At 55.1% G+C, this 19,172-nt stretch carries 19 protein-coding genes and 1 pseudogene; 15 read left to right on the forward strand and 5 right to left on the reverse strand.

The window, feature by feature from the left end; all coding sequences use genetic code 11:
* Window positions 1-256 (reverse strand): annotated as a pseudogene (locus tag RT340_RS06750) (phosphoribosylformylglycinamidine cyclo-ligase); the annotation flags it as partial.
* Window positions 257-495: 239 nt separating this feature from the next.
* On the opposite strand from RT340_RS06750, the gene upp reads away from it, so the two are divergent.
* The 3 genes from upp (at window position 496) to hda (ending at window position 3,443) form a co-directional block, all read left to right on the forward strand.
* Window positions 496-1,122, forward strand: coding sequence for a uracil phosphoribosyltransferase (gene upp / locus RT340_RS06755; RefSeq protein ID WP_034825735.1), 627 nt, complete (start codon window positions 496-498; stop codon window positions 1,120-1,122).
* 242 nt (window positions 1,123-1,364) lie between these two features.
* On the forward strand, window positions 1,365-2,648 hold the full coding sequence (gene uraA, locus RT340_RS06760) for a uracil permease (protein ID WP_038645460.1): 1,284 nt from the start codon (window positions 1,365-1,367) through the stop codon (window positions 2,646-2,648).
* A gap of 93 nt (window positions 2,649-2,741) precedes the next feature.
* A complete protein-coding gene (hda, locus tag RT340_RS06765) occupies window positions 2,742-3,443 on the forward strand; it encodes a DnaA inactivator Hda (protein WP_202403671.1) in 702 nt (233 codons plus the stop codon).
* Here the strand turns inward: hda and arsC are convergent.
* Together arsC and RT340_RS06775 are read right to left on the reverse strand one after the other, a co-directional pair.
* Window positions 3,440-3,787 (reverse strand): arsenate reductase (glutaredoxin), encoded by a 348-nt coding sequence (gene arsC, locus RT340_RS06770; protein ID WP_058959115.1) that lies wholly within the window; start codon window positions 3,785-3,787, stop codon window positions 3,440-3,442. The two genes, hda and arsC, sit on opposite strands and share 4 nt — an antisense overlap.
* A 5-nt stretch (window positions 3,788-3,792) precedes the next feature.
* A complete protein-coding gene (locus RT340_RS06775) occupies window positions 3,793-5,256 on the reverse strand; it encodes a M48 family metallopeptidase (RefSeq protein WP_313374949.1) in 1,464 nt (487 codons plus the stop codon).
* Between the two features lie 639 nt (window positions 5,257-5,895).
* On the opposite strand from RT340_RS06775, the gene RT340_RS06780 reads away from it, so the two are divergent.
* The 10 genes from RT340_RS06780 to RT340_RS06825 all read left to right on the forward strand — a co-directional run bounded on the left by RT340_RS06780 (window position 5,896) and on the right by RT340_RS06825 (window position 15,774).
* Complete coding sequence (locus tag RT340_RS06780; protein ID WP_058959113.1) at window positions 5,896-6,501, forward strand: DsrE family protein; 606 nt, start codon at window positions 5,896-5,898, stop codon at window positions 6,499-6,501.
* Between the two features lie 34 nt (window positions 6,502-6,535).
* Window positions 6,536-7,144, forward strand: a complete 609-nt coding sequence (locus tag RT340_RS06785) for a DsrE family protein (RefSeq protein ID WP_058959112.1) — start codon at window positions 6,536-6,538, stop codon at window positions 7,142-7,144.
* Between the two features lie 126 nt (window positions 7,145-7,270).
* On the forward strand, window positions 7,271-8,287 hold the full coding sequence (locus tag RT340_RS06790; protein ID WP_211728301.1) for a substrate-binding domain-containing protein: 1,017 nt from the start codon (window positions 7,271-7,273) through the stop codon (window positions 8,285-8,287).
* A gap of 23 nt (window positions 8,288-8,310) precedes the next feature.
* Window positions 8,311-9,315, forward strand: a complete 1,005-nt coding sequence (locus RT340_RS06795) for an ABC transporter substrate-binding protein (RefSeq protein WP_249221656.1) — start codon at window positions 8,311-8,313, stop codon at window positions 9,313-9,315.
* A gap of 2 nt (window positions 9,316-9,317) precedes the next feature.
* A complete protein-coding gene (locus tag RT340_RS06800) occupies window positions 9,318-10,175 on the forward strand; it encodes an ABC transporter permease (RefSeq protein ID WP_313374952.1) in 858 nt (285 codons plus the stop codon).
* Window positions 10,172-10,984 (forward strand): ABC transporter permease, encoded by an 813-nt coding sequence (locus RT340_RS06805; RefSeq protein ID WP_211728299.1) that lies wholly within the window; start codon window positions 10,172-10,174, stop codon window positions 10,982-10,984. The genes RT340_RS06800 and RT340_RS06805 overlap by 4 nt, the downstream gene beginning before the upstream one ends.
* The gene (locus RT340_RS06810) at window positions 10,981-11,970 is read left to right on the forward strand and encodes an ABC transporter ATP-binding protein (RefSeq protein WP_313374955.1); all 990 of its coding nucleotides are present in this window, start codon (window positions 10,981-10,983) and stop codon (window positions 11,968-11,970) included. Before RT340_RS06805 ends, RT340_RS06810 begins: the two co-directional genes overlap by 4 nt.
* Window positions 11,971-11,981: 11 nt before the next feature.
* A complete protein-coding gene (locus RT340_RS06815; protein WP_160834307.1) occupies window positions 11,982-12,812 on the forward strand; it encodes a phosphodiesterase in 831 nt (276 codons plus the stop codon).
* 165 nt (window positions 12,813-12,977) lie between these two features.
* Window positions 12,978-14,570, forward strand: coding sequence for a sensor domain-containing diguanylate cyclase (locus RT340_RS06820; protein ID WP_058959105.1), 1,593 nt, complete (start codon window positions 12,978-12,980; stop codon window positions 14,568-14,570).
* A gap of 136 nt (window positions 14,571-14,706) precedes the next feature.
* Entirely contained in the window at window positions 14,707-15,774 is a 1,068-nt protein-coding gene (locus tag RT340_RS06825) for an AI-2E family transporter (protein ID WP_034825758.1), read from the forward strand.
* A gap of 34 nt (window positions 15,775-15,808) precedes the next feature.
* On the opposite strand, the gene bcp is transcribed toward RT340_RS06825, so the two are convergent.
* Window positions 15,809-16,276, reverse strand: coding sequence for a thioredoxin-dependent thiol peroxidase (gene bcp, locus RT340_RS06830; RefSeq protein WP_034825761.1), 468 nt, complete (start codon window positions 16,274-16,276; stop codon window positions 15,809-15,811).
* A gap of 140 nt (window positions 16,277-16,416) precedes the next feature.
* The gene (locus RT340_RS06835) at window positions 16,417-17,016 is read right to left on the reverse strand and encodes a glycine cleavage system transcriptional repressor (protein WP_370523124.1); all 600 of its coding nucleotides are present in this window, start codon (window positions 17,014-17,016) and stop codon (window positions 16,417-16,419) included.
* 110 nt (window positions 17,017-17,126) lie between these two features.
* Here RT340_RS06835 and dapA point away from each other — a divergent pair, with 110 nt between their 5' ends.
* Both dapA and bamC read left to right on the forward strand, forming a co-directional pair.
* Complete coding sequence (gene dapA, locus RT340_RS06840; RefSeq protein ID WP_034825765.1) at window positions 17,127-18,005, forward strand: 4-hydroxy-tetrahydrodipicolinate synthase; 879 nt, start codon at window positions 17,127-17,129, stop codon at window positions 18,003-18,005.
* Window positions 18,006-18,019: 14 nt separating this feature from the next.
* Complete coding sequence (bamC, locus tag RT340_RS06845) at window positions 18,020-19,051, forward strand: outer membrane protein assembly factor BamC (protein WP_313374960.1); 1,032 nt, start codon at window positions 18,020-18,022, stop codon at window positions 19,049-19,051.
* Window positions 19,052-19,172 lie beyond the last annotated feature (121 nt).

Raw genomic sequence — 19,172 nt, forward strand, 5'->3', positions numbered from 1 at the left:
CGATGCCGATGCTGTCATGACGTTTGAGATCCATCGCCAGACGCAGCTTGGTGCCGACGCCATCGGTTCCGGAGACCAGCACAGGCTCGCGGTATTTCTGCGGCAGCGCACAGAGCGCGCCAAAGCCACCCAGCCCACCCATCACTTCCGGGCGGCGAGTTTTCTTTACTACGCCTTTAATACGGTCAACCAGATCGTTACCAGCATCGATATCAACACCGGCGTCTTTGTAGCTGAGAGAGGTTTTGTCGGTCACTGCGGAATCCCCACGCGAATTGCGGTTGGTGGCAAAAATTAAGCGCGCTAATTCTATCAGCGCAGGCAAACGTTTGCGAGTGCCATCTCACGCCGCTTTGCACAGTGCTGATTTTTCACCAATCCTTAAGATCACGCGAATCGCGCTAAGCCATTGACCAATGACAAGTGGCGCAGTGGCAAAAAGGCGGTATAATCCGGCGATTTTTTTTAGCTCAACTCAATTCCGGGAGAACAATCATGAAGATCGTGGAAGTCAAACACCCGCTGGTCAAACATAAACTGGGCCTGATGCGTGAGCATGATATCAGCACCAAACGCTTCCGCGAGCTGGCCTCAGAAGTCGGCAGCCTGCTGACTTATGAAGCCACTGCCGATCTGGCCACGGAGCGCGTCACCATTGAAGGCTGGAACGGCCCGGTCGACGTCGATCAAATCAAAGGCAAAAAAATCACCGTGGTGCCGATTCTGCGTGCGGGCCTCGGCATGATGGAAGGTGTGCTGGAGCACGTGCCAAGCGCGCGCATCAGTGTCGTCGGTGTCTATCGTGATGAAGAGACGCTGGAGCCGGTGCCGTACTTCCAGAAACTGGTGTCCAATATCGAAGAGCGTTTAGCACTGGTCGTTGACCCGATGCTGGCAACCGGTGGTTCGATGATCGCCACTATCGACCTGCTGAAAAAAGCGGGCTGCAACAGCATCAAAGTGCTGGTGTTGGTGGCGGCACCAGAAGGGATTGCGGCGCTGGAGAAAGCGCATCCAGACGTTGAGCTCTACACCGCGTCAATCGATCAGGGATTGAACGAGAAGGGCTATATCATTCCAGGTCTCGGCGATGCCGGCGATAAGATCTTCGGAACGAAATAAATAAAGCATCCAGCCGGCCAGAGAGTCGGCTTTTTTTTGGCAAAAACACAACAACTCATGTAATGCCCTTTAGTTCAGTGCCGCATAAACACCAGCACCTTTGGTAGCGGCGCGATTTATCGCGCTCTTTTTCCCGACATGGCACTTAGCGTGTTGGAATATTGCGTAATGAATTGCGCGGCTCCCTGATGGCGCGGCCTGAACAAACAGCATTCATAACGACTAATGGGGATAGAGAGATAATGACAAGACGCGCGATCGGGGTAGACGAACGTCCACCGCTGCTGCAAACCATTCCACTCAGCTTACAACACCTGTTCGCCATGTTTGGCGCCACGGTGCTGGTGCCGATTCTGTTCCACATCAACCCGGCCACCGTATTGCTGTTTAACGGCGTTGGTACGCTGCTGTATCTGTTTATCTGTAAAGGAAAAATCCCGGCGTATCTGGGTTCGAGCTTTGCCTTTATTTCACCGGTGCTGCTGCTGTTGCCGCTGGGTTATGAAGTGGCGCTGGGCGGCTTTATTCTTTGCGGTTTCCTGTTCTGTGTAGTGGCGCTGATCGTCAAAAAAGCCGGTACCGGCTGGCTGGATGTGATGTTCCCACCGGCCGCGATGGGCGCAATCGTTGCGGTGATCGGTCTGGAACTGGCGGGCGTGGCAGCCAATATGGCCGGTCTGTTGCCAGCCGATGGCACTTCGCCAGACAGCAAAACCATCATCATTTCGATGGTGACACTGGCGGTCACGGTGTTTGGTTCGGTGCTGTTCCGCGGTTTCCTCGCCATTATCCCGATTCTGATCGGCGTACTGGCTGGCTACGCGCTCTCCTCCTTTATGGGCATCGTAAACTGGCAATCGGTGGCTGATGCGCCGTGGTTTGCACTGCCAACCTTCTACACGCCGCGCTTCGAATGGGCCGCGATGTTGACCATCCTGCCTGCGGCGCTGGTGGTGATCGCTGAGCACGTTGGCCACTTAGTCGTTACCGCCAATATCGTGAAAAAAGATCTGATTCGCGATCCCGGCCTGCATCGCTCGATGTTTGCTAACGGCTTGTCCACCATGATCTCCGGTTTCTTCGGTTCCACGCCAAACACCACTTATGGTGAGAACATCGGCGTGATGGCGATTACCCGTGTATACAGCACCTGGGTGATTGGCGGGGCGGCGATCTTCGCGATTCTGCTCTCTTGCGTAGGTAAACTGGCGGCCGCAATTCAGGCGATCCCGGTGCCGGTCATGGGGGGCGTTTCTCTGCTGTTGTACGGAGTGATCGGGGCTTCCGGTATTCGCGTATTGATTGAATCTAAAGTGGATTACAACAAAGCGCAGAATCTGATCCTGACCTCGGTGATCCTGATCATCGGCGTCAGCGGCGCGAAAGTGCATATCGGCGCTGCAGAACTGAAAGGCATGGCGCTGGCCACCATCGTTGGCGTCGCGTTGGCACTGATTTTCCGCGTAATCAATCTGTTACGGCCCGAGGAAGTGGTACTGGATGCCGAAGAAAAGCGCGAAAGTTAATGCGCTTTGCCGGGCAGGGAAGCCTGGTTCATCTCTTGCAAGGATCGTGATAAACTTGCGCCGTTTTCTGCCTGCTCATCCATTGAGGTACTTCTGAACACGCCGGCACAGCTTTCACTGCCACTCTATTTACCCGATGATGAAACCTTTGCCAGTTTCTGGCCGGGGGAAAATCCGTCTCTGTTGGCGGCGCTGCAAGGCGCACTCTCTCAGCAACACGGCAGCTATCTCTATTTTTGGTCACGTGAAGGCGGCGGCCGTAGTCACTTACTGCATGCAGCCTGTGCTGAGATGTCGGCCCGTGGTGAAGCGGTGGGATATGTTCCGCTGGATAAACGCACCTGGTTTGTGCCGGAAGTGTTGGACGGCATGGAGAACCTGGCACTGGTCTGCATTGATAATATCGAATGCATTGCCGGTGATGCCGAGTGGGAGATGGCGATCTTCGATCTCTATAACCGTATTCTGGAAATCGGCAAAACGCGTTTGCTGATCACCGGCGATCGTCCACCGCGTCAACTCAATCTTGGCCTGCCGGACTTAGCTTCCCGTCTCGACTGGGGACAAATCTATCGTTTGCAGCCATTGTCAGATGAAGACAAACTCCAGGCGATGCAAATGCGAGCAGGGCTGCGTGGTTTTGAGTTACCGGAAGATGTCGGGCGCTTCCTGCTGAAACGCCTCGACCGCGAAATGCGCACGCTGTTTGATACGCTTGATCGGTTAGATCGCGCCTCTATTAGCGCACAGCGCAAGCTCACCATTCCTTTTGTCAAAGAAGCGCTGGGGCTTTAAACAATCTCCAGCACCGCTTCCGGTGGACGGCCAATTCGTGCCTGATCACCGTTGATCACGATGGGGCGTTCGATCAGTTTCGGATGCTCAACCATCGCCTGCAGCAGTTGATCTTCACTCAACTGGCTGTCTGCCAGATTTAACTCTTTATAAAGATCTTCTTTGCGGCGCATCAGATCGCGCGCACTACTCATGCCTAACTGTTGCAGCAGTTTTTTTAGCGCCTGCACGTCAGGCGGTGTTTCAAGATACAGCACCACATCAGTTTCAATGCCTTTATCCTGCAACAGCGCCAGGGTTTCGCGGCTCTTGCTGCAACGCGGGTTGTGATAAATGCTCACCATTATTTTTATCCTTTCTGATACTGACGGAACCGCTTTTGCAGTTCGCGGAACTGATCGATGCGAGCATCGTAACGTGCCTGTTTCAGGCTGCCGAGCGGCACCTGGGCGCTGGCACTGCTCAGGGTGGTGATCGCCTGATCGAGCTGGCCATTGAGTGCTAATCCTTCCGCTCGTGCCGACAACTCCTCATCCCGTAATCCTTGTGCTGCCGAGGCTTGTGCCAGTAAATCCCAGGCATTGACGTCATCGGGATGGGCAAAGGTATAACGATTGAGGATGCGCGTGGCGTTAGCGGGCTGTTTCGCCTCGACATAAGCGTTAGCGAGGTTGAGCTGCAGCACCGGATTGGTGCTGCTTCCTTTGGCACTGGTTAGCATGTTGCTCGCCTGCTGCGGCTGGTTCAGACCGATGTCGCTATCCGTCATGATATCCAGCAACCAGACGTTATCCGGCTGTTTCGCCAGCATCGGGGTGATGATTTTTTTCGCACTGTCGAAGCTTTTCGCCTGCAGGAACTGCACCGCTTTACCGTATTGCGATGCCATTTGCTCACGTGAGTTGCCTTTGGCGTATTCATTTAACAGCTCATCGGTCAGCTGATTACGGCCAGTAGCGTACATACCCAACGAGCGCACTTTCGCCATGTAGAAGCCTTCCGATGACTGCACCACCACCGGGCGCATCTGGTTGGCACGGTTACGCGCATCGGCCAAACGGCTATCCGGTAAGGGGTGCGTCAGTAAAATTTCCGGTGGTTTGGAGGAGAAGCGGCTTTGATCGGCGAGCTTCTGCAGGAAAGCTGGCATCGCCTGCGGATCGAAACCTGCACGTTGCAGCACCTGAATCCCGATGCGGTCAGCCTCTTGCTCATTGGCCTGAGTGAAGCTGATCATACCCTGTTGCGTACCCGCCAACGTACCGGTTAACGCCGCCATCCCGGCTTGTGGGCTGGCAATGGCGAGCAGAATCGACCCCAACGCGCCCACCCAGGTGAGTGGCGCATTACGCTTCTGCTCTTCCATCGCACGTGCCAGATGGCGTTGAGTGACGTGAGAAATTTCGTGCGCCATCACCGACGCCAGTTGGCTTTCATTGTCGGTGTAGCGGAACAATGATGAATGCAGCACTACGTTGCCGCCGAAAAAGGCGAAAGCGTTCAGTTCGTCATTCTGAATGAGAAAGAAGTGAAACGGCGTGCGCACCGAATTGGCATGCGCCACCAGGCGCTGCCCTAACTCATTGATGTATTGATTTAATAGCGGATCGTTAATCAGCGGCGCACTGGCGCGCAGTTGGCGCACGTAGAAGTCGCCAATTTGTAATTCCTGATTAATGGATAGCGTTGAACCCGCTGTGGTTCCCATATCGGGCAGATTATCACTCACGTCCGCGTGCACGGAGAGTGCGGGCGTCAGCAGCAGCGTAGGAATAAGGGCCGCCAGCACTGATTTTTTCAACCGGTTAAACATGCCTTGATCCTGTAAAAGTCACCTGCAATTGGACAGGTAAGTCGTTCAAATGTTCTGCGCGTACTTTCCTTTGACGCAGCGCTTCTATCTTAACCAGCGCGTGGTAACAAGCAAATGAAGAAGCGACACAGACTTAAAATGAAAAAATGGCTACAGCGGGCGCTGATTGCAGCAAAAAATTGAATAGTCCGCCACGACCAGGTTAGCGCTTTTACAGGTTCAGAAGTTAAAGTTACGTAAAGTTGCTCAAAATAATTGAATCTGGCATGAAATTTTCCAGGTTTACTCTGAAAAACAAACGTCAAAACAGTGAACTGGCCTGTTTTATCCATCAGTGATTTTAATGGTGATTTTTTATAGGGTCGCCGAAATTTTAGTTAAGTATGGTCATATTTTCAGCTCCCCTGGCTTGATAAAAACTAAATAGCTGACAGTCGATTCAAGCCAGTTATTTTTTTAGGCATCTCTTCAGCTCAATCGAAAGCATTATTCAATTAGCCTGACTAATTATTATTTCCGCAATGAAAATCCCGGATAGGCCAAAACTACAGGACTTTTGCCCTGCTCACGCTGTGATATAGATAAGGCACTTTATTCAAACGGACTGTGAATTAGCGCAGTGCATGCCGGAGAGTTATTATGCGTTCTGTTGTCTCTTACGCCCTGATTGCGATCGTGGGTGGGTTTGTTGGCGCCACCGTCAGCAAAAGTGATGATATTTATCAGCGAGTGGTGAGCCATTTTTCTGCCGAGCCAACCGATCCTGAAGGTTTCTGGAGCACGCCTGCTGTCGATGGTTACGGCAAAATCCATTACGAATCTGATGCCGCCTTTAAACCGGTAGTCGGGCTGAGCAACAAAGTGGTGTTTCAAATCACCAAAAGCGAAGGGGACATGAAGCGGCCTAATCTTGGGCTGGAGCGCGTCGCCCGCGTAGTTAACCTCTACATCGCATCAGGCGTGCCTGCCGATCAGCTGCACTTTGTTGTCTCTGTGACCGGTGATGCCACGCCTGCCATGCTGGATAACGCGCATTTCCAGCAATTTTATAAAGCTGACAACCCCAATCTGGCGCTGATCGGCGAACTCAACAAATTAGGCGTCAAAGTGTCGGTGTGCGATCAGTCAGTGGCGTTCCATCACTTCCCGAAAGAGTGGATCGATCAATCGGTTATTCATGCGTTGTCCAGTCCGACCACGGTGTCGACGCTGGAAAATCAGGGTTATGCCTTCCTGCAAATGTAATTGGGCTTAGGGTCTTCTATCGAGGAGAAGTGAAATGCGTCCAGCGTCCTATATTGTTATCGCCGCACTGGCGGGTTTCGTGGGCGGTAATGTGTTACAGCTTCCAGAGCTGGTGGATAAGGTCAGCAGCAAGTTTGCTGACAACAAAAGCGAGCCAGCGGACTTCTGGAGCACGCCAGCCATCGCGGGCTACGGCAAAATCCATTTTGTGAATACGCCGGATTACAATCCCGCGAATACGCCAGGCCTGAGCAATAAGGTCGTTTTTCAGATCAACCGCACGGAAGGGGATGTCCGTCAACCTAACCTCGGACTGGAACGCGTGGCGCGTGTCACCAACCTTTATTACGCTGCCGGAGTGCCGCTAAATCAGCTGAATTTCGTGGTGTCAATCAACAGCGATGCCGTGCCTGCCGCGCTGAATAACGAACAATTCCGCAAAGCTTACGGCACAGATAACCCGAACCTGAAATTGATCGATGAGTTGAAGCAGGCGGGAGTGAAGGTCACGATCTGCGATCAATCGGTGGCGTTCCATCAGCTACAGCGTGACTGGATCGATACGCGCGTCACTCATACGCTCTCCAGTGGCACCACAGTTGCCTCGCTGCAAAACGAAGGTTACGCCTTCCTGATGTTGTAATTCCTGCCTGACAGCAGTTCGCGCTGCTGTCATTTTTTCGTCATCTCCCCGCGATGTTGCTGTCACAGTTCGCCGCTACTTTAAGCGCCAATGAGATCGATCTCATTGCTCATTCACGAGGCGAACATGTCCGATTTAATCAGTGTGGCAAAGCTGGCTGGCGTTTCTCGCGCTACCGCCGCACGCGCATTTTCTGATCCCCATCTGTTGCGGCCTGACACGCTGGAAAAGGTGTTGGCGGCATCAGAGCAACTCGGATTTCGCCCCAATCACATTGCACGTCAGCTGCGTACGCAAAGTTCTACCACGCTGGGTGTGCTGTTGCCTTCACTGCTCAACCCGATCTTCTCACGCCAGTTACAGGCGATGGAACGTCAGGCGCGTGCGGCTGGATACGGTTTGCTGGTGGCAACCAGTGATTATCAGCCAGAGCGTGAAGCGGCGATCGTCGAACACATGCTGCGCCAGCGCGTGGCGGGCCTGGTGCTGACCGTGGCCGATGCGGATAACAGCGCGGTTCTGACCACGCTGCATGAAGCCAGCATGCCGTTTGTCCTGGCGCACAACGTGCCTCAGCAGAGTCACTGGCCAGCGATTTGCGTGGATAACCAGCAGGCGATGCGGGAAGCCACCGAACATTTGCTAAGTCTGGGCCATCGTCATATCGGCATGGTCACCGGGCCGATGCTGCAATCGGATCGCGCTCGCCTGCGTTATCAGGGCTACTGCGATGCGATGCAGGCCGCAGGGCTGAATGCGCTGCCGGTGATTGAAATGGCCAGCCATACCCATTCTGATTTCGCGCTGCTGCAACCGCAGTTGCAGGGCGCAGCACCTCTGACAGCGGTGATTTGTACAAATGATTTGCTTGCCATCAGCCTGATTGGTGCCGCGGCGCGTGCCGGTGTACGCATCCCGCAGCAACTTTCGGTGATGGGTTTTGACGGCATCGATATTGGCGAGCAGATTGCGCCGTCACTGGCGAGCGTCTCTCAGCCAGCCGACATGCTCGGTGCCTGTGCCATCGATATGTTGTTACAACAAGCCAGCCGCGGCACCCGCGTACTGGCCCACCGGTTGCGGAGCGGTGAAAGCATCGCCGCACCCGCCACCGTTTTGACTGCCTCCACCAGGGAACCATAACCACCATGAAATTCCATAAAAAAATGAAAATTCTTGCAGGAGCGATCGCGCTGACCGCCGGTTCGCTGTTCAGTATGATGACGCAGGCCGCCGAAACCGCGATCTGCTACAACTGTCCGCCCGAATGGGCTGACTGGGGTACACAGCTCAAAGCCATTGCCAAAGACACCGGCATCACCGTGCCACAAGACAACAAAAACTCCGGCCAGGCGCTGGCGCAAATGGTGGCGGAGAAGGGCAATCCGGTGGCAGATGTGGTGTATTACGGCGTCAGTTTCGGCATCCAGGCCGACAGCGCGGGCGTCATCACCGATTATAAACCGCAGCACTGGGACGACATCCCTGCCGGAATGAAAGATCCGAATGGCAAATGGGTCGCGCTGCACTCGGGCACCATGGGCTTTATGGTCAACGTGGATGCACTCGGTGGCGCGCCAGTGCCGCAATCCTGGGATGACCTGCTGAAACCTGAGTACAAAGGGATGGTGGGCTACCTTGATCCGGCCAGTGCCTTTGTCGGTTATGTGGCTGCTGTGGCCGTTAACCAGGCGAAAGGCGGCAACATGCAGGACTTCACGCCAGCGCTGAACTGGTTCAGGAAACTGCAGGCCAACCAGCCAATCGTACCGAAGCAGACGGCCTATGCGCGTCTGATTTCCGGCGAAATCCCGATTCTGCTCGACTACGACTTCAACGCCTATCGCGCCAAATATAAAGATCACGCCAACGTTGCGTTTGTGATCCCGAAAGAGGGCACGGTGACGGTTCCTTACGTCATCAGTCTGGTGAAGAACGCGCCACACGAAGCTAATGGCAAGAAAGTGATCGACTATGTGCTGTCGGACAAAGGTCAGGCGATTTGGGCCAATGCCTTCCTGCGCCCGGTGCGTACTTCTGCAATGTCACCCGAAGCGAAGAAATTCTTCCTGCCGGATAGCGATTATGCACGCGCCCAAACGGTCGACTATCAGCAGATGGCCGATGCGCAGAAAGCGTTCTCTGCTAAGTACCTGAGCGAGATTCACTAATCATGTCGATCTCCGACACCCTGGCGGCTTCACGCCGCCAGGCTCGCAGCTTGCCGGGCAGCAAATGGTTATGGCTGACGCTGCCCGCGCTGCTGTTCTTCAGTGCATTTTGGCTGCTGCCGTTTGCGCGCCTGCTGCAAATCGGTATGCAGAACGATCGCACCACCCAGCACAGTGGCTACTGGACGGTAATCACTCAGCCGAATTACCTGCTGAGTTTGCTGAATACCGTATTACTGTCGCTGGCGGTGACATTGGTTACGCTGGTGATTGCTGCCATCGTAGGCTGTTTTCTGGCGCGTCAGCGTTTTGCTGGGCGTGGCACGTTATTAGCCTTATTGACCTTCCCGCTGGCCTTTCCCGGCGTGGTAGTGGGTTTTCTGGTGGTGATGCTCGCGGGCCGGCAGTGCTTGCTGGCGCAAATCAGCATGAGCCTGGTGCACGAGCGCTGGACGCTGGCCTATTCACTCACCGGATTGTTTATCGGCTATCTCTATTTCTCGCTGCCGCGCGCCATCGTTACGCTCGTCGCGGCCAGTGAAAAGCTTGATCGCTCGCTGGAAGAGGCAGCGCGATCACTTGGCGCCAGTCAGTGGCGTATTACCTGGGACGTGATCGTGCCCGGCCTGCAGCCGGCATTGCTCTCTACCGGCGCACTCTGTTTCGCCACCAGCATGGGCGCGTTTGGCACTGCTTTTACGCTCGGCACCGATTTGGCGGTGTTACCGCTGACCATTTATGGCGAATTCACTAACTACGCTAACTTTGCTACGGCGGCGGCGCTGTCGGTGGTGATGGGCGCGGTTGCCTGGCTGGCGCTGATGTTAGCGCGCCGCCTGGCACACAAGGGGGCCGCATGAATCGTCGCGGATTGTTTAGCCTGCAGCTGTTGGTCACCACGCTCACCGCGCTGTTTATGATTGTGCCGGTGGTGCTGTCGATGCTGGCGGGTGTCACCAATAACTACTTTATCGGCCTGCGCAGCGGGTTGACCCTGAAATGGGTGGCGCAAGTGTGGGAGATGTACGCTGATACCTTCTGGCTGTCGTTGCTGATAGCGCTGTTCTGCTTGTTGGTCACTCTGGTGATTGGCGTACCCGCCGCGTGGGGCTTGTTGAAAGCGCCCGGCCGCTGGGCAGCACGTATTGAAGAGTGCCTGATGTTGCCCGTGGCGCTGCCCGGCTTAGCCACCGCGCTCGGCATCATTCTGCTTTACGGCCAGTTTTCCGGCCTGCGTGACAGCTGGGTGTTTATTCTGATTGGTCACGTGCTGTTCACGCTGCCGTTTATGATGCGACCGGTGCTGGCGGTGATGCAGGCGATCGATATGCCGCGTCTGGAAGAAGCTTCCGCCAGCCTCGGTGCCAGCCTGTGGCAGCGCTTCTTTACCGTGGTGGTACCCAACTGCCGCAACGGCATTCTGGCGGGCGCCTTTATGGTGATCACCCTGTCGGTGGGGGAGTTCAACATCACCTGGATGCTGCATACGCCGCTGACCAAAACCCTGCCGGTCGGCCTCGCGGACAGTTACGCCTCAATGCGACTGGAAGTGGGTTCCGCTTATACGCTGATTTTCATTCTGATGATTTTGCCGCTACTGCTGATGCTGAATGCGGTGAATCACTGGCTTAACCGCGCGGTATCGCGCCAAAACAAGGAGGCGGCATGAATCCTGCGGCCGTTACCGTGACGCTGCGCGGTTGTTCACGTCACTTCAATCACCAACTGGCATTGCATCCGCTCGATCTGACCGTGAATCCCGGGGAAACCCTGGTGTTGCTCGGGCCTTCTGGCTGCGGAAAAACCACCACCTTGCGCATCATCAGCGGGCTTGAGCGCTGTGATGCGGGCGGCGAGGTGTGGTTCGACGATCGTAACGTTACCGCGTTGCCGATTGAGAAACGCAATGTTGGCATGGTGTTCCAGAACTATGCGCTGTTTCCCAATCTTAACGTCGCTGAGAACGTGGCTTACGGCTTGAAAGTGCAGGGCGTGGCGCGTGCCGAGCGTGAAGCGCGCGTGCAGGAGATGCTGGAACTGGTGGATCTCAGCGCGTTGTCACAGCGCAGCATTGATAAGTTATCCGGTGGACAGAAACAGCGTGTGGCACTGGCGCGTGCGCTGGCAGCCAGACCCAAAGTGCTGCTGTTTGATGAGCCGCTGGCGGCGCTGGATGCACGTCTGCGCGATCGCCTGCGTCTGGAAATCGGCACCTTATTGAAGAAGCTGGCGATCACCGCCGTGTACGTCACGCACGATCAGCAAGAGGCGATGGCGCTCGGCAATCGCATTGCAGTGATGGAGCAGGGGCGTCTGGTGCAGATCGATACGCCACAAAATATCTATCAGCACCCCGCTTCAAAGTTTGTCGCCGATTTCGTCGGGGCGATTAACTGCGTGGATGTCGATGCGCGTGGCAATGCACAGCGCTTCTGCCGCCCGGAAGATGTACTGCTCGCCAGCGACAATCGCTATGCGCGTCAGGGCTTTATCCTTGCCAGCACCTTTTTAGGCGCATCGCAGCGGCTGATGATCGATATCGGTCTGGCCATGCCGATTCAGGTCGACCGCCATGCGCGTGAAGCCTGGCATGCCGGACAACCGGTGAGCTGGACGCTGGCGCAGGACGCCGCCCTGCAATTTTCTGCATCCTGAGGAAGAAATTCGTGTCTGAAGCATTGACGCTGATTGCGCAAATAAGTGATTTACATATCAAGGCGAACGGTCGCCTGTCGTATAAAAAAGTGGACACCCAGGCGGCGCTGCTGCGGGTTATCGAGACATTGAATCGTTTGACGCCGCGCCCGGACATGGTGGTGATCACCGGCGATCTGGTGGATTTCGGCAACGCAGAAGAGTATCAAACGCTGCGAACGGCGCTGCGACGTTTGCAACTGCCTTACATGCTGATGGCGGGCAATCACGACGATCGCCAGCAGCTACGCGCGGCGTTCCCGGATCACCACTATCTGCAACGTGGCGAAACCCTCAACTGGCAGGCACGGGTGAAAGGGGTGCAGCTGCTGGCACTGGATTCCAGCGTGCCGCAGCAGCCGTGGGGCTACGTGGACCAAGCGCAGCTGGCCTGGCTGGAAGAGCAGCTGGTGCGCGAACCGCAATTGCCTACCCTGGTGATGTTGCACCATCCACCGTTGGTTTCCGGTATCGGCCATATGGATAAGCAACCGCTGCGTAATCCCGACGCGCTGGCGGCGATTATCCGCCAGCATCCGCAGGTGGAACGCGTGCTGAGCGGTCATTTGCACCGTTCGGTACAGGCGCGCTTTGCCGGAACGCTGGCCTGCGTTGCGCCAGGCGTGTCGCATCAGGTGGCCTTTGATTTATCTGAAAATGGTCCGGCAAATTTCGTGCTGGAACCGCCGGGTTTCCTGTTGCATCGCTGGCATCCACAGCAGGGAATGACCACGCATCTCTGCGCCATCGGCGATTATCCGGGCCCGTGGCCGTTCTATGATGCGAATGGTCTGATCGATTAGCGCCAACGTTTGCTGAATAATTACGCGTGTCTGACAGGATGGTTCGTGCTCAATCTGGTTTGCAGGTGTACAATTGGCGGTTCCCTCACCAGGGGTAGCTAGTCCAACTATAACTATATTGTCAGGCACGCGAATGATGAATTTTCACACCAGGGCGGTTGCGTCATGCTGATGCGCATCCGGCCAAAAACTGACCTGCGTACGCTGATCGCGTTGCTGGCGATCACCAGTATCGTCATTACGCTCGCCAATACCTTGTACGCCACCTGGCGTGTGCAGCGTATGGTGCTGATCGAGAGCACGCTCGAAGCCAATCGCGCTTATGCCACCAAACTGGCTGCCACCACGGAAGTCTTTTTCCAGCTGGCACAGTCGCAGCTGCACTACAGCGCGACGCAGTTGGGCAAGGATTTTGATAATCCAGAACTGGCGCAGCAGGAAGTGAATCGTCTGCGTGAGCAAACCAATAGCTTCAACTCCGTTGCGGTGGTCGACACCAATGGGATAGTGAAAGCGATTTCGCCTGAGTCACTGATGCTCAAAGGCATGCAGCTCACCAGCCAGGCTTCGCGGGAAGCGCTGGCACAGCGCCAACCGATGGTGAGCAAACCCACCATCTCTGCTGCCAACAATCTGATTGTGTTTGTCTCCTGGCCGATCTGGAGCAACGAAGGACGCTACCTCGGCTATGTAGGCGGCACTATTTATCTGAAGAAGAAAAGTATCCTCAATGCCTTACTCGGTGAGCAGTTCTACCGGGATGGCACGCGCGTGTATGTATTGGATCGCAACAATCAGGTGCTTTATCACCAGAATAGCCAGCTGATTGGTAAAACCGCGCCAGAGATCGTCAGCGAGCGTCAACGCAATGAGAGCACTAATGGCGAGGTGCAGGTCAAAGAAGAAGACACGCCGAAACTGGCGGGTTACGCCATTGTGCCGACCACCGGCTGGATGGTGGTGGCGCTCAAACCAACCGACGTCACCCTGCAACCGCTCTCGGGTTTGCTGCTGAAAGTGCTGAAAAACTCGGTGCCGTTTGCGTTGCTGACCTTACTGATGGCGGTGATCTTCGCCCGTCTGATTGCCTTGCCGCTGTGGCAACTGGCGCGTAAAGCCAGTCAGATGGACACCCAGGGCGTCTCGGGTGAAATTGGCGGTATTCGTGCCTGGTACTTCGAAGCCGCACAGGTGAAACGCGCCTTGCTCACCGGGATCGGACTGGTACAGGACAAAATCGGTCGGCTGAAATCGGAAGTACAAACCGATCCGATGACCAGTTTGCTTAACCGCCGTGGCCTGAGTGCGGTGCTGGATTACTTCGAAACCATGCGTCAGCCTTTTGCGGTGCTGGCGCTGGATATCGACCATTTCAAGCGGGTGAATGACAACTTCGGCCATGATGTGGGTGACGAAGTGATCAAACAGGTGGCGCGTACCCTGCGTAACAGTGCGCGCCAGACCGACGTGGTGTGCCGTAATGGCGGCGAGGAATTTTTGATGCTGTTGCCAGCCACCTCGACGGAAGAAGCGCGGGTGATTGCCGAGCGCGTGCGTACCAGCATCGCCGAGAGCTGGATTGACCATGTTGGGCATATCACGCTTTCAGTGGGCATCGCACATTGGGAGGCCGATAACCAGCCGCAAGATGTGAGCCTGAAACAGGCGGATGCCGCACTCTATCAGGCGAAAAATGCCGGGCGTAACTGCGTGATGATTGCCGGGCAGGATGCGCTGGTGAGCAGTATTACCCGCTAATCTTCACATAGCCGCTGCTAACGGTGGCTCTCTCATTCCGCACCAAACAGGTGCCCGGCACAGGTTCATCTGAACCGGGCATCGACTGCAAATTTCTGTACAATCGTCATCCCGTTTTTGGCGTCAAGGAAGTGAAATGCTGGCTCTGCTTTTCCAATGGTACAAACGTCGCTTTAGCGATCCGCAGGCGATTGGCCTGCTGGTAATCCTGTTGATGGCGTTCTGTATCCTGTTTTTCTTCAGTGGATTATTAGCACCGTTGCTGGTCGCGCTGGTGCTGGCTTATCTGCTGGAGTGGCCAACCGTTCGATTACAGCGCCTGGGATGCAGCCGCACCTGCGCCACCAGCATGGTGCTGATTGTTTTTGCCGGTATTTTGCTGGTGATGGTGCTGATTGTTGCGCCAGTGGCCTGGCAGCAGGGCATCAATTTGCTGCGTGACCTGCCGAATATGCTCAACAAGCTCTACGTCTATGCCGCCGGGTTGCCGAAGCGTTTTCCGGCGCTGGTGGATGCGGGCATCATCGATATCATCGTGGAGAATCTGCGTAGCCGCCTGACCGGGTTGGGGGAGTCATTGGTGAAGTACTCGCTGGCCTCGCTAGTCGGGCTGATGACGTTGATGATCTATCTGGTGCTGGTGCCGCTGATGGTCTTCTTCCTGCTGAAGGATAAAGAGCAGATGCTCAATGCTGTGCGTCGCGTGCTGCCGCGCAATCGCGGGTTGGCGGGCGTGGTGTGGCAGGAGATGAATCAGCAAATCACCAACTACATTCGTGGCAAAGTGCTGGAGATGGTCGCGGTAGGGTTTGTCACCTGGATTGCCTTCCTGGTCTTAGGGCTCAACTATGCGTTGCTGCTGGCGGTGCTGGTTGGGATTTCCGTGCTAATTCCCTACATCGGCGCGATGGTGGTCACCATTCCGGTGATTGGCGTCGGCCTGTTCCAGTGGGGTTTGGGCACGGATTTCTGGACGATGTTTATCGTTTATCTGGTGGTGCAGGCGCTGGATGGTAATGTGCTGGTGCCGATTCTGTTTTCAGAGGCCGTCAACCTGCATCCGCTGGTGATCATTCTTTCGGTGGTGATTTTTGGTGGTATGTGGGGCTTTTGGGGCGTGTTCTTTGCCATCCCGCTGGCCACGTTAATCAAGGCCGTGGTGCGCGCCTGGCCGGAAACCACGCTGGAGCATCAGCAGGGGTAAATAAAACGGGTGCACATTGTGCACCCGTTTTATCTTATGCCGACTTCAGATAATCCAGCACGATGTCGTGGTGGTTCGACGTTTTGAAGTCGTCGAAGACTTTCTCAACTTTGCCGTTGCCGTCGATCAGGAAACTGATGCGGTGGATACCGTCATAGGTTTTACCCATAAAGGTTTTCTCACCCCAGACACCGAATTCCTGGCAGACCTGGTGGTCTTCATCAGATAGAAGGGTGAAGTTCAGCACCTCTTTTTCGGCGAAACGTGACAGCTTTTCAGGCTTATCGGTGCTGATGCCCAGCACTTCCACGCCCACGGTTTTCAACGCATCCATGTTGTCGCGCAGACCACAGGCCTGAACGGTGCAACCCGGCGTCATGGCCTTCGGGTAGAAATAGACCAGAACGCGCTGTCCCTGGAAGTCGGCCAAATTTACTTGTTCGCCGTCCTGATCGGGCAAGCTAAATTTCGGTGCGGTATCACCGGCTTTCAGTGGATTCATCACAACTCTCCATTTTTTTCTTCATGCTGTGGGTAATACACCCTCGCGGCAAAAAGCACCAGCGGGTGCCACCCTCTGGGTTATTTCACTACACGGTATGCCGCAGGGCAGAGTGTGTGGAGAAATAATCCGGCGTTAGCTTACAGGGTGTTGTTGGCATCGTCGGTGACACTATAAAGACGAATTGAGCCTTGTGCATGCAGTTCTTCACACAGATTGTTGAAGGCCTGTTCAAACGGTGCGCTGGCCTGATTATCCGGGCTGTGTGCCGTCATCTGAATATACAGTGTCGGTGGGACACCTTCCTGTGCCGGGGTAATACGCGACACCAATTCGGCAATGTTCATCTGATGTTTATCGAACAGATCGGTAAAGCGCTCAATGAGATGAGGAGAATCTGGCACTTCCACCTGCACCCATACCGTGGCAGGCATCGGTGGGGTGACGCGCGCATTAGTGCGCTTCATCACAATCAACAGTTCCAGCTCAGCCCCTTTCATCGGTAGCGTGGATTCAATCAGGGTTATCGCGTTCCAGCTCCCCGAAAGCAACATGATGAAGGTGAACTCATCGCCCAGCATCGCCAGACGACTGTCTTCAATATTACAGCCGCAGCTACTGACGTGGCGAGTGATGGTATTGACGATACCCGGACGATCAACGCCCAATGCGGTGATCACCAGATGGTGAGGCTGTGACTGCGACAAAATGGCATTTCCTGTACGTTCGCTAATAACCATAAGGTAAACATAAAAAAAACTGCTGACAAGGGTAGGAATGGCTTGGCTCGCTTGCTTTTCTTTCGAGGTAAAACGTAACATGAGGCACTTGTTTGTCGAGGGGATAGCCCATGTTCACCGGAAGTATTGTTGCGCTCATTACGCCAATGAATGAAAAAGGTAATGTCTGCCGCGAGAGTTTGAAAAAACTGATTGATTATCATGTTGCCAGCGGCACCGCGGCGATTGTTTCTGTTGGCACCACCGGCGAATCCGCTACCCTCAGCCATGAAGAACATGGCGATGTGGTGATGCAGACCCTGGAGCTGGCGGATGGCCGTATCCCGGTGATTGCCGGTACCGGCGCCAATGCCACTGCTGAAGGTATCTCTCTCACGAAGCGCTTTACCGGCACCGGTGTGGTGGGTTGTCTGACCGTGACGCCTTACTACAACCGTCCAACTCAGGAAGGTCTGTTCCAGCACTTCAAAGCGATTGCCGAAAGCACCGATCTGCCACAGATGCTGTATAACGTACCATCACGTACGGGCTGCGACATGCTGCCAGAAACCGTGGCTCGCCTGGCCGAAATTAAAAATATTATCGGAATCAAAGAGGCCACCGGGAACTTATCGCGTATTTCTCAGATCCAAGAGCTGGTTAATGATGAGTTCATTATTGTCAGCGGCGATGACGCGACAGCTTTGGACTCCATGCAACTGGGCGGCAAAGGCGTAATCTCGGTTACAGCCAACATTGCAGCGCGTGAAATGGTTGAACTCTGTGCGCTGGCGCAACAGGGTAATTTTGCCGAAGCGCGTCGCCTGAATCAGCGTCTGATGCACCTGCACCAGACGCTTTTCTGTGAACCCAATCCAATCCCGGTTAAATGGGCAGCGAAACAGCTAGGATTAATCGCGGATGACACGCTGCGCTTGCCGATGACGCCACTGACCGAAGCCGGTCAGGCGAAAACGGCTCAGGCGCTGATTAAAGCGGGTCTGCGATAAATTAGGGAGAATCAATGAGTTATTCAGTTAAGCGCTCGACGCTGGCAACCGTGGTGGGCTTGTCCACCCTGATGCTGCTAACAGCTTGTTCCAGCGATCAGCGTTATAAGCGCCAGGTCAGCGGTGATGAATCTTACCTGCAGGCGCCTGAACTGCATGATTTAAAAGCCCCGGCGGGGATGATTCTGCCTCTGCAGAATGGCGATTACGAAGTGCCGCACACTGTTGCGAAGGGTGCAGTAGGTAAAGAACTGGATATTCGTCCTCCGGCTCAACCTCTGGCGCTGCTGAACGGCACGCGTGCACAGTTCACTGGTAATACCGGTGTGCTGGCGGTTGAGAGCAGCCGTGGCTCGATCTGGTCACAGGTGGTGAATGTGATCCAGTCCTACAAGTTCCCGATTGCACAGCGTGATGATGCTGGGCAGCAGCTGACCACCGATTGGGTGCAGTGGAACCGTGCGGATGAAGACAATCAGTATCGTGGTCGTTATCAGATCAGCGTTCAGAACCAGAGCTATCAGCAGGTGCTGACGGTTCGTCTGCTGGAACTGCAGCAGAAAGGTGAAACGGTGACGGCTCCGGCACAGATCCAACGCTACACCGGCCAGATGCTGAACGACATCAGCACCGGTCTGGATAAGATTGATACCGCCAGCGCCGATGCCGCTGCAGGCCGCGCGACCGGACAGATTGATGTCCAGAGCGGCGCAGATGATACCGGTCTGCCACTGCTGGTGCTGCGTTCACCGTTTAACGTCACCTGGCAGCGTCTGCCAGCGGCGCTGAAGCGTGTGGGCATGGAAGTGACTGATGACAACCGCTCGCAGGGTAGTCTGAAAGTGACCTACAAGCAGCCGGGCAGCAGCGCGTTTGACGCGATTGGTGCGAAAGATCCTGAGCTGCCAAACGGCGATTACAAATTGCAGGTTGGCGATCTGGATAACCGCAGCAGTCTGCAGTTCATTGATCCTAAGGGCCATGTGCTCACTCAGGCGCAGAATGACGCGCTGGTGGCGGTGTTCCAGGGTGCACTGAACAAATAAATTGCCAAAGGGCCGGAGATTCTCCGGCCTTTTTGTTTTGGATTTGGCATAATAGCGCCCGGCGAAGTAAACGATTGCGTCAGGCAGTCATCGCGCGGTGAAACACCGCTGAACACGGGTT

It is taken from the genome of Pantoea sp. CTOTU50773, from assembly GCF_032082325.1.
Lineage (GTDB): Bacteria > Pseudomonadota > Gammaproteobacteria > Enterobacterales > Enterobacteriaceae > Pantoea > Pantoea communis.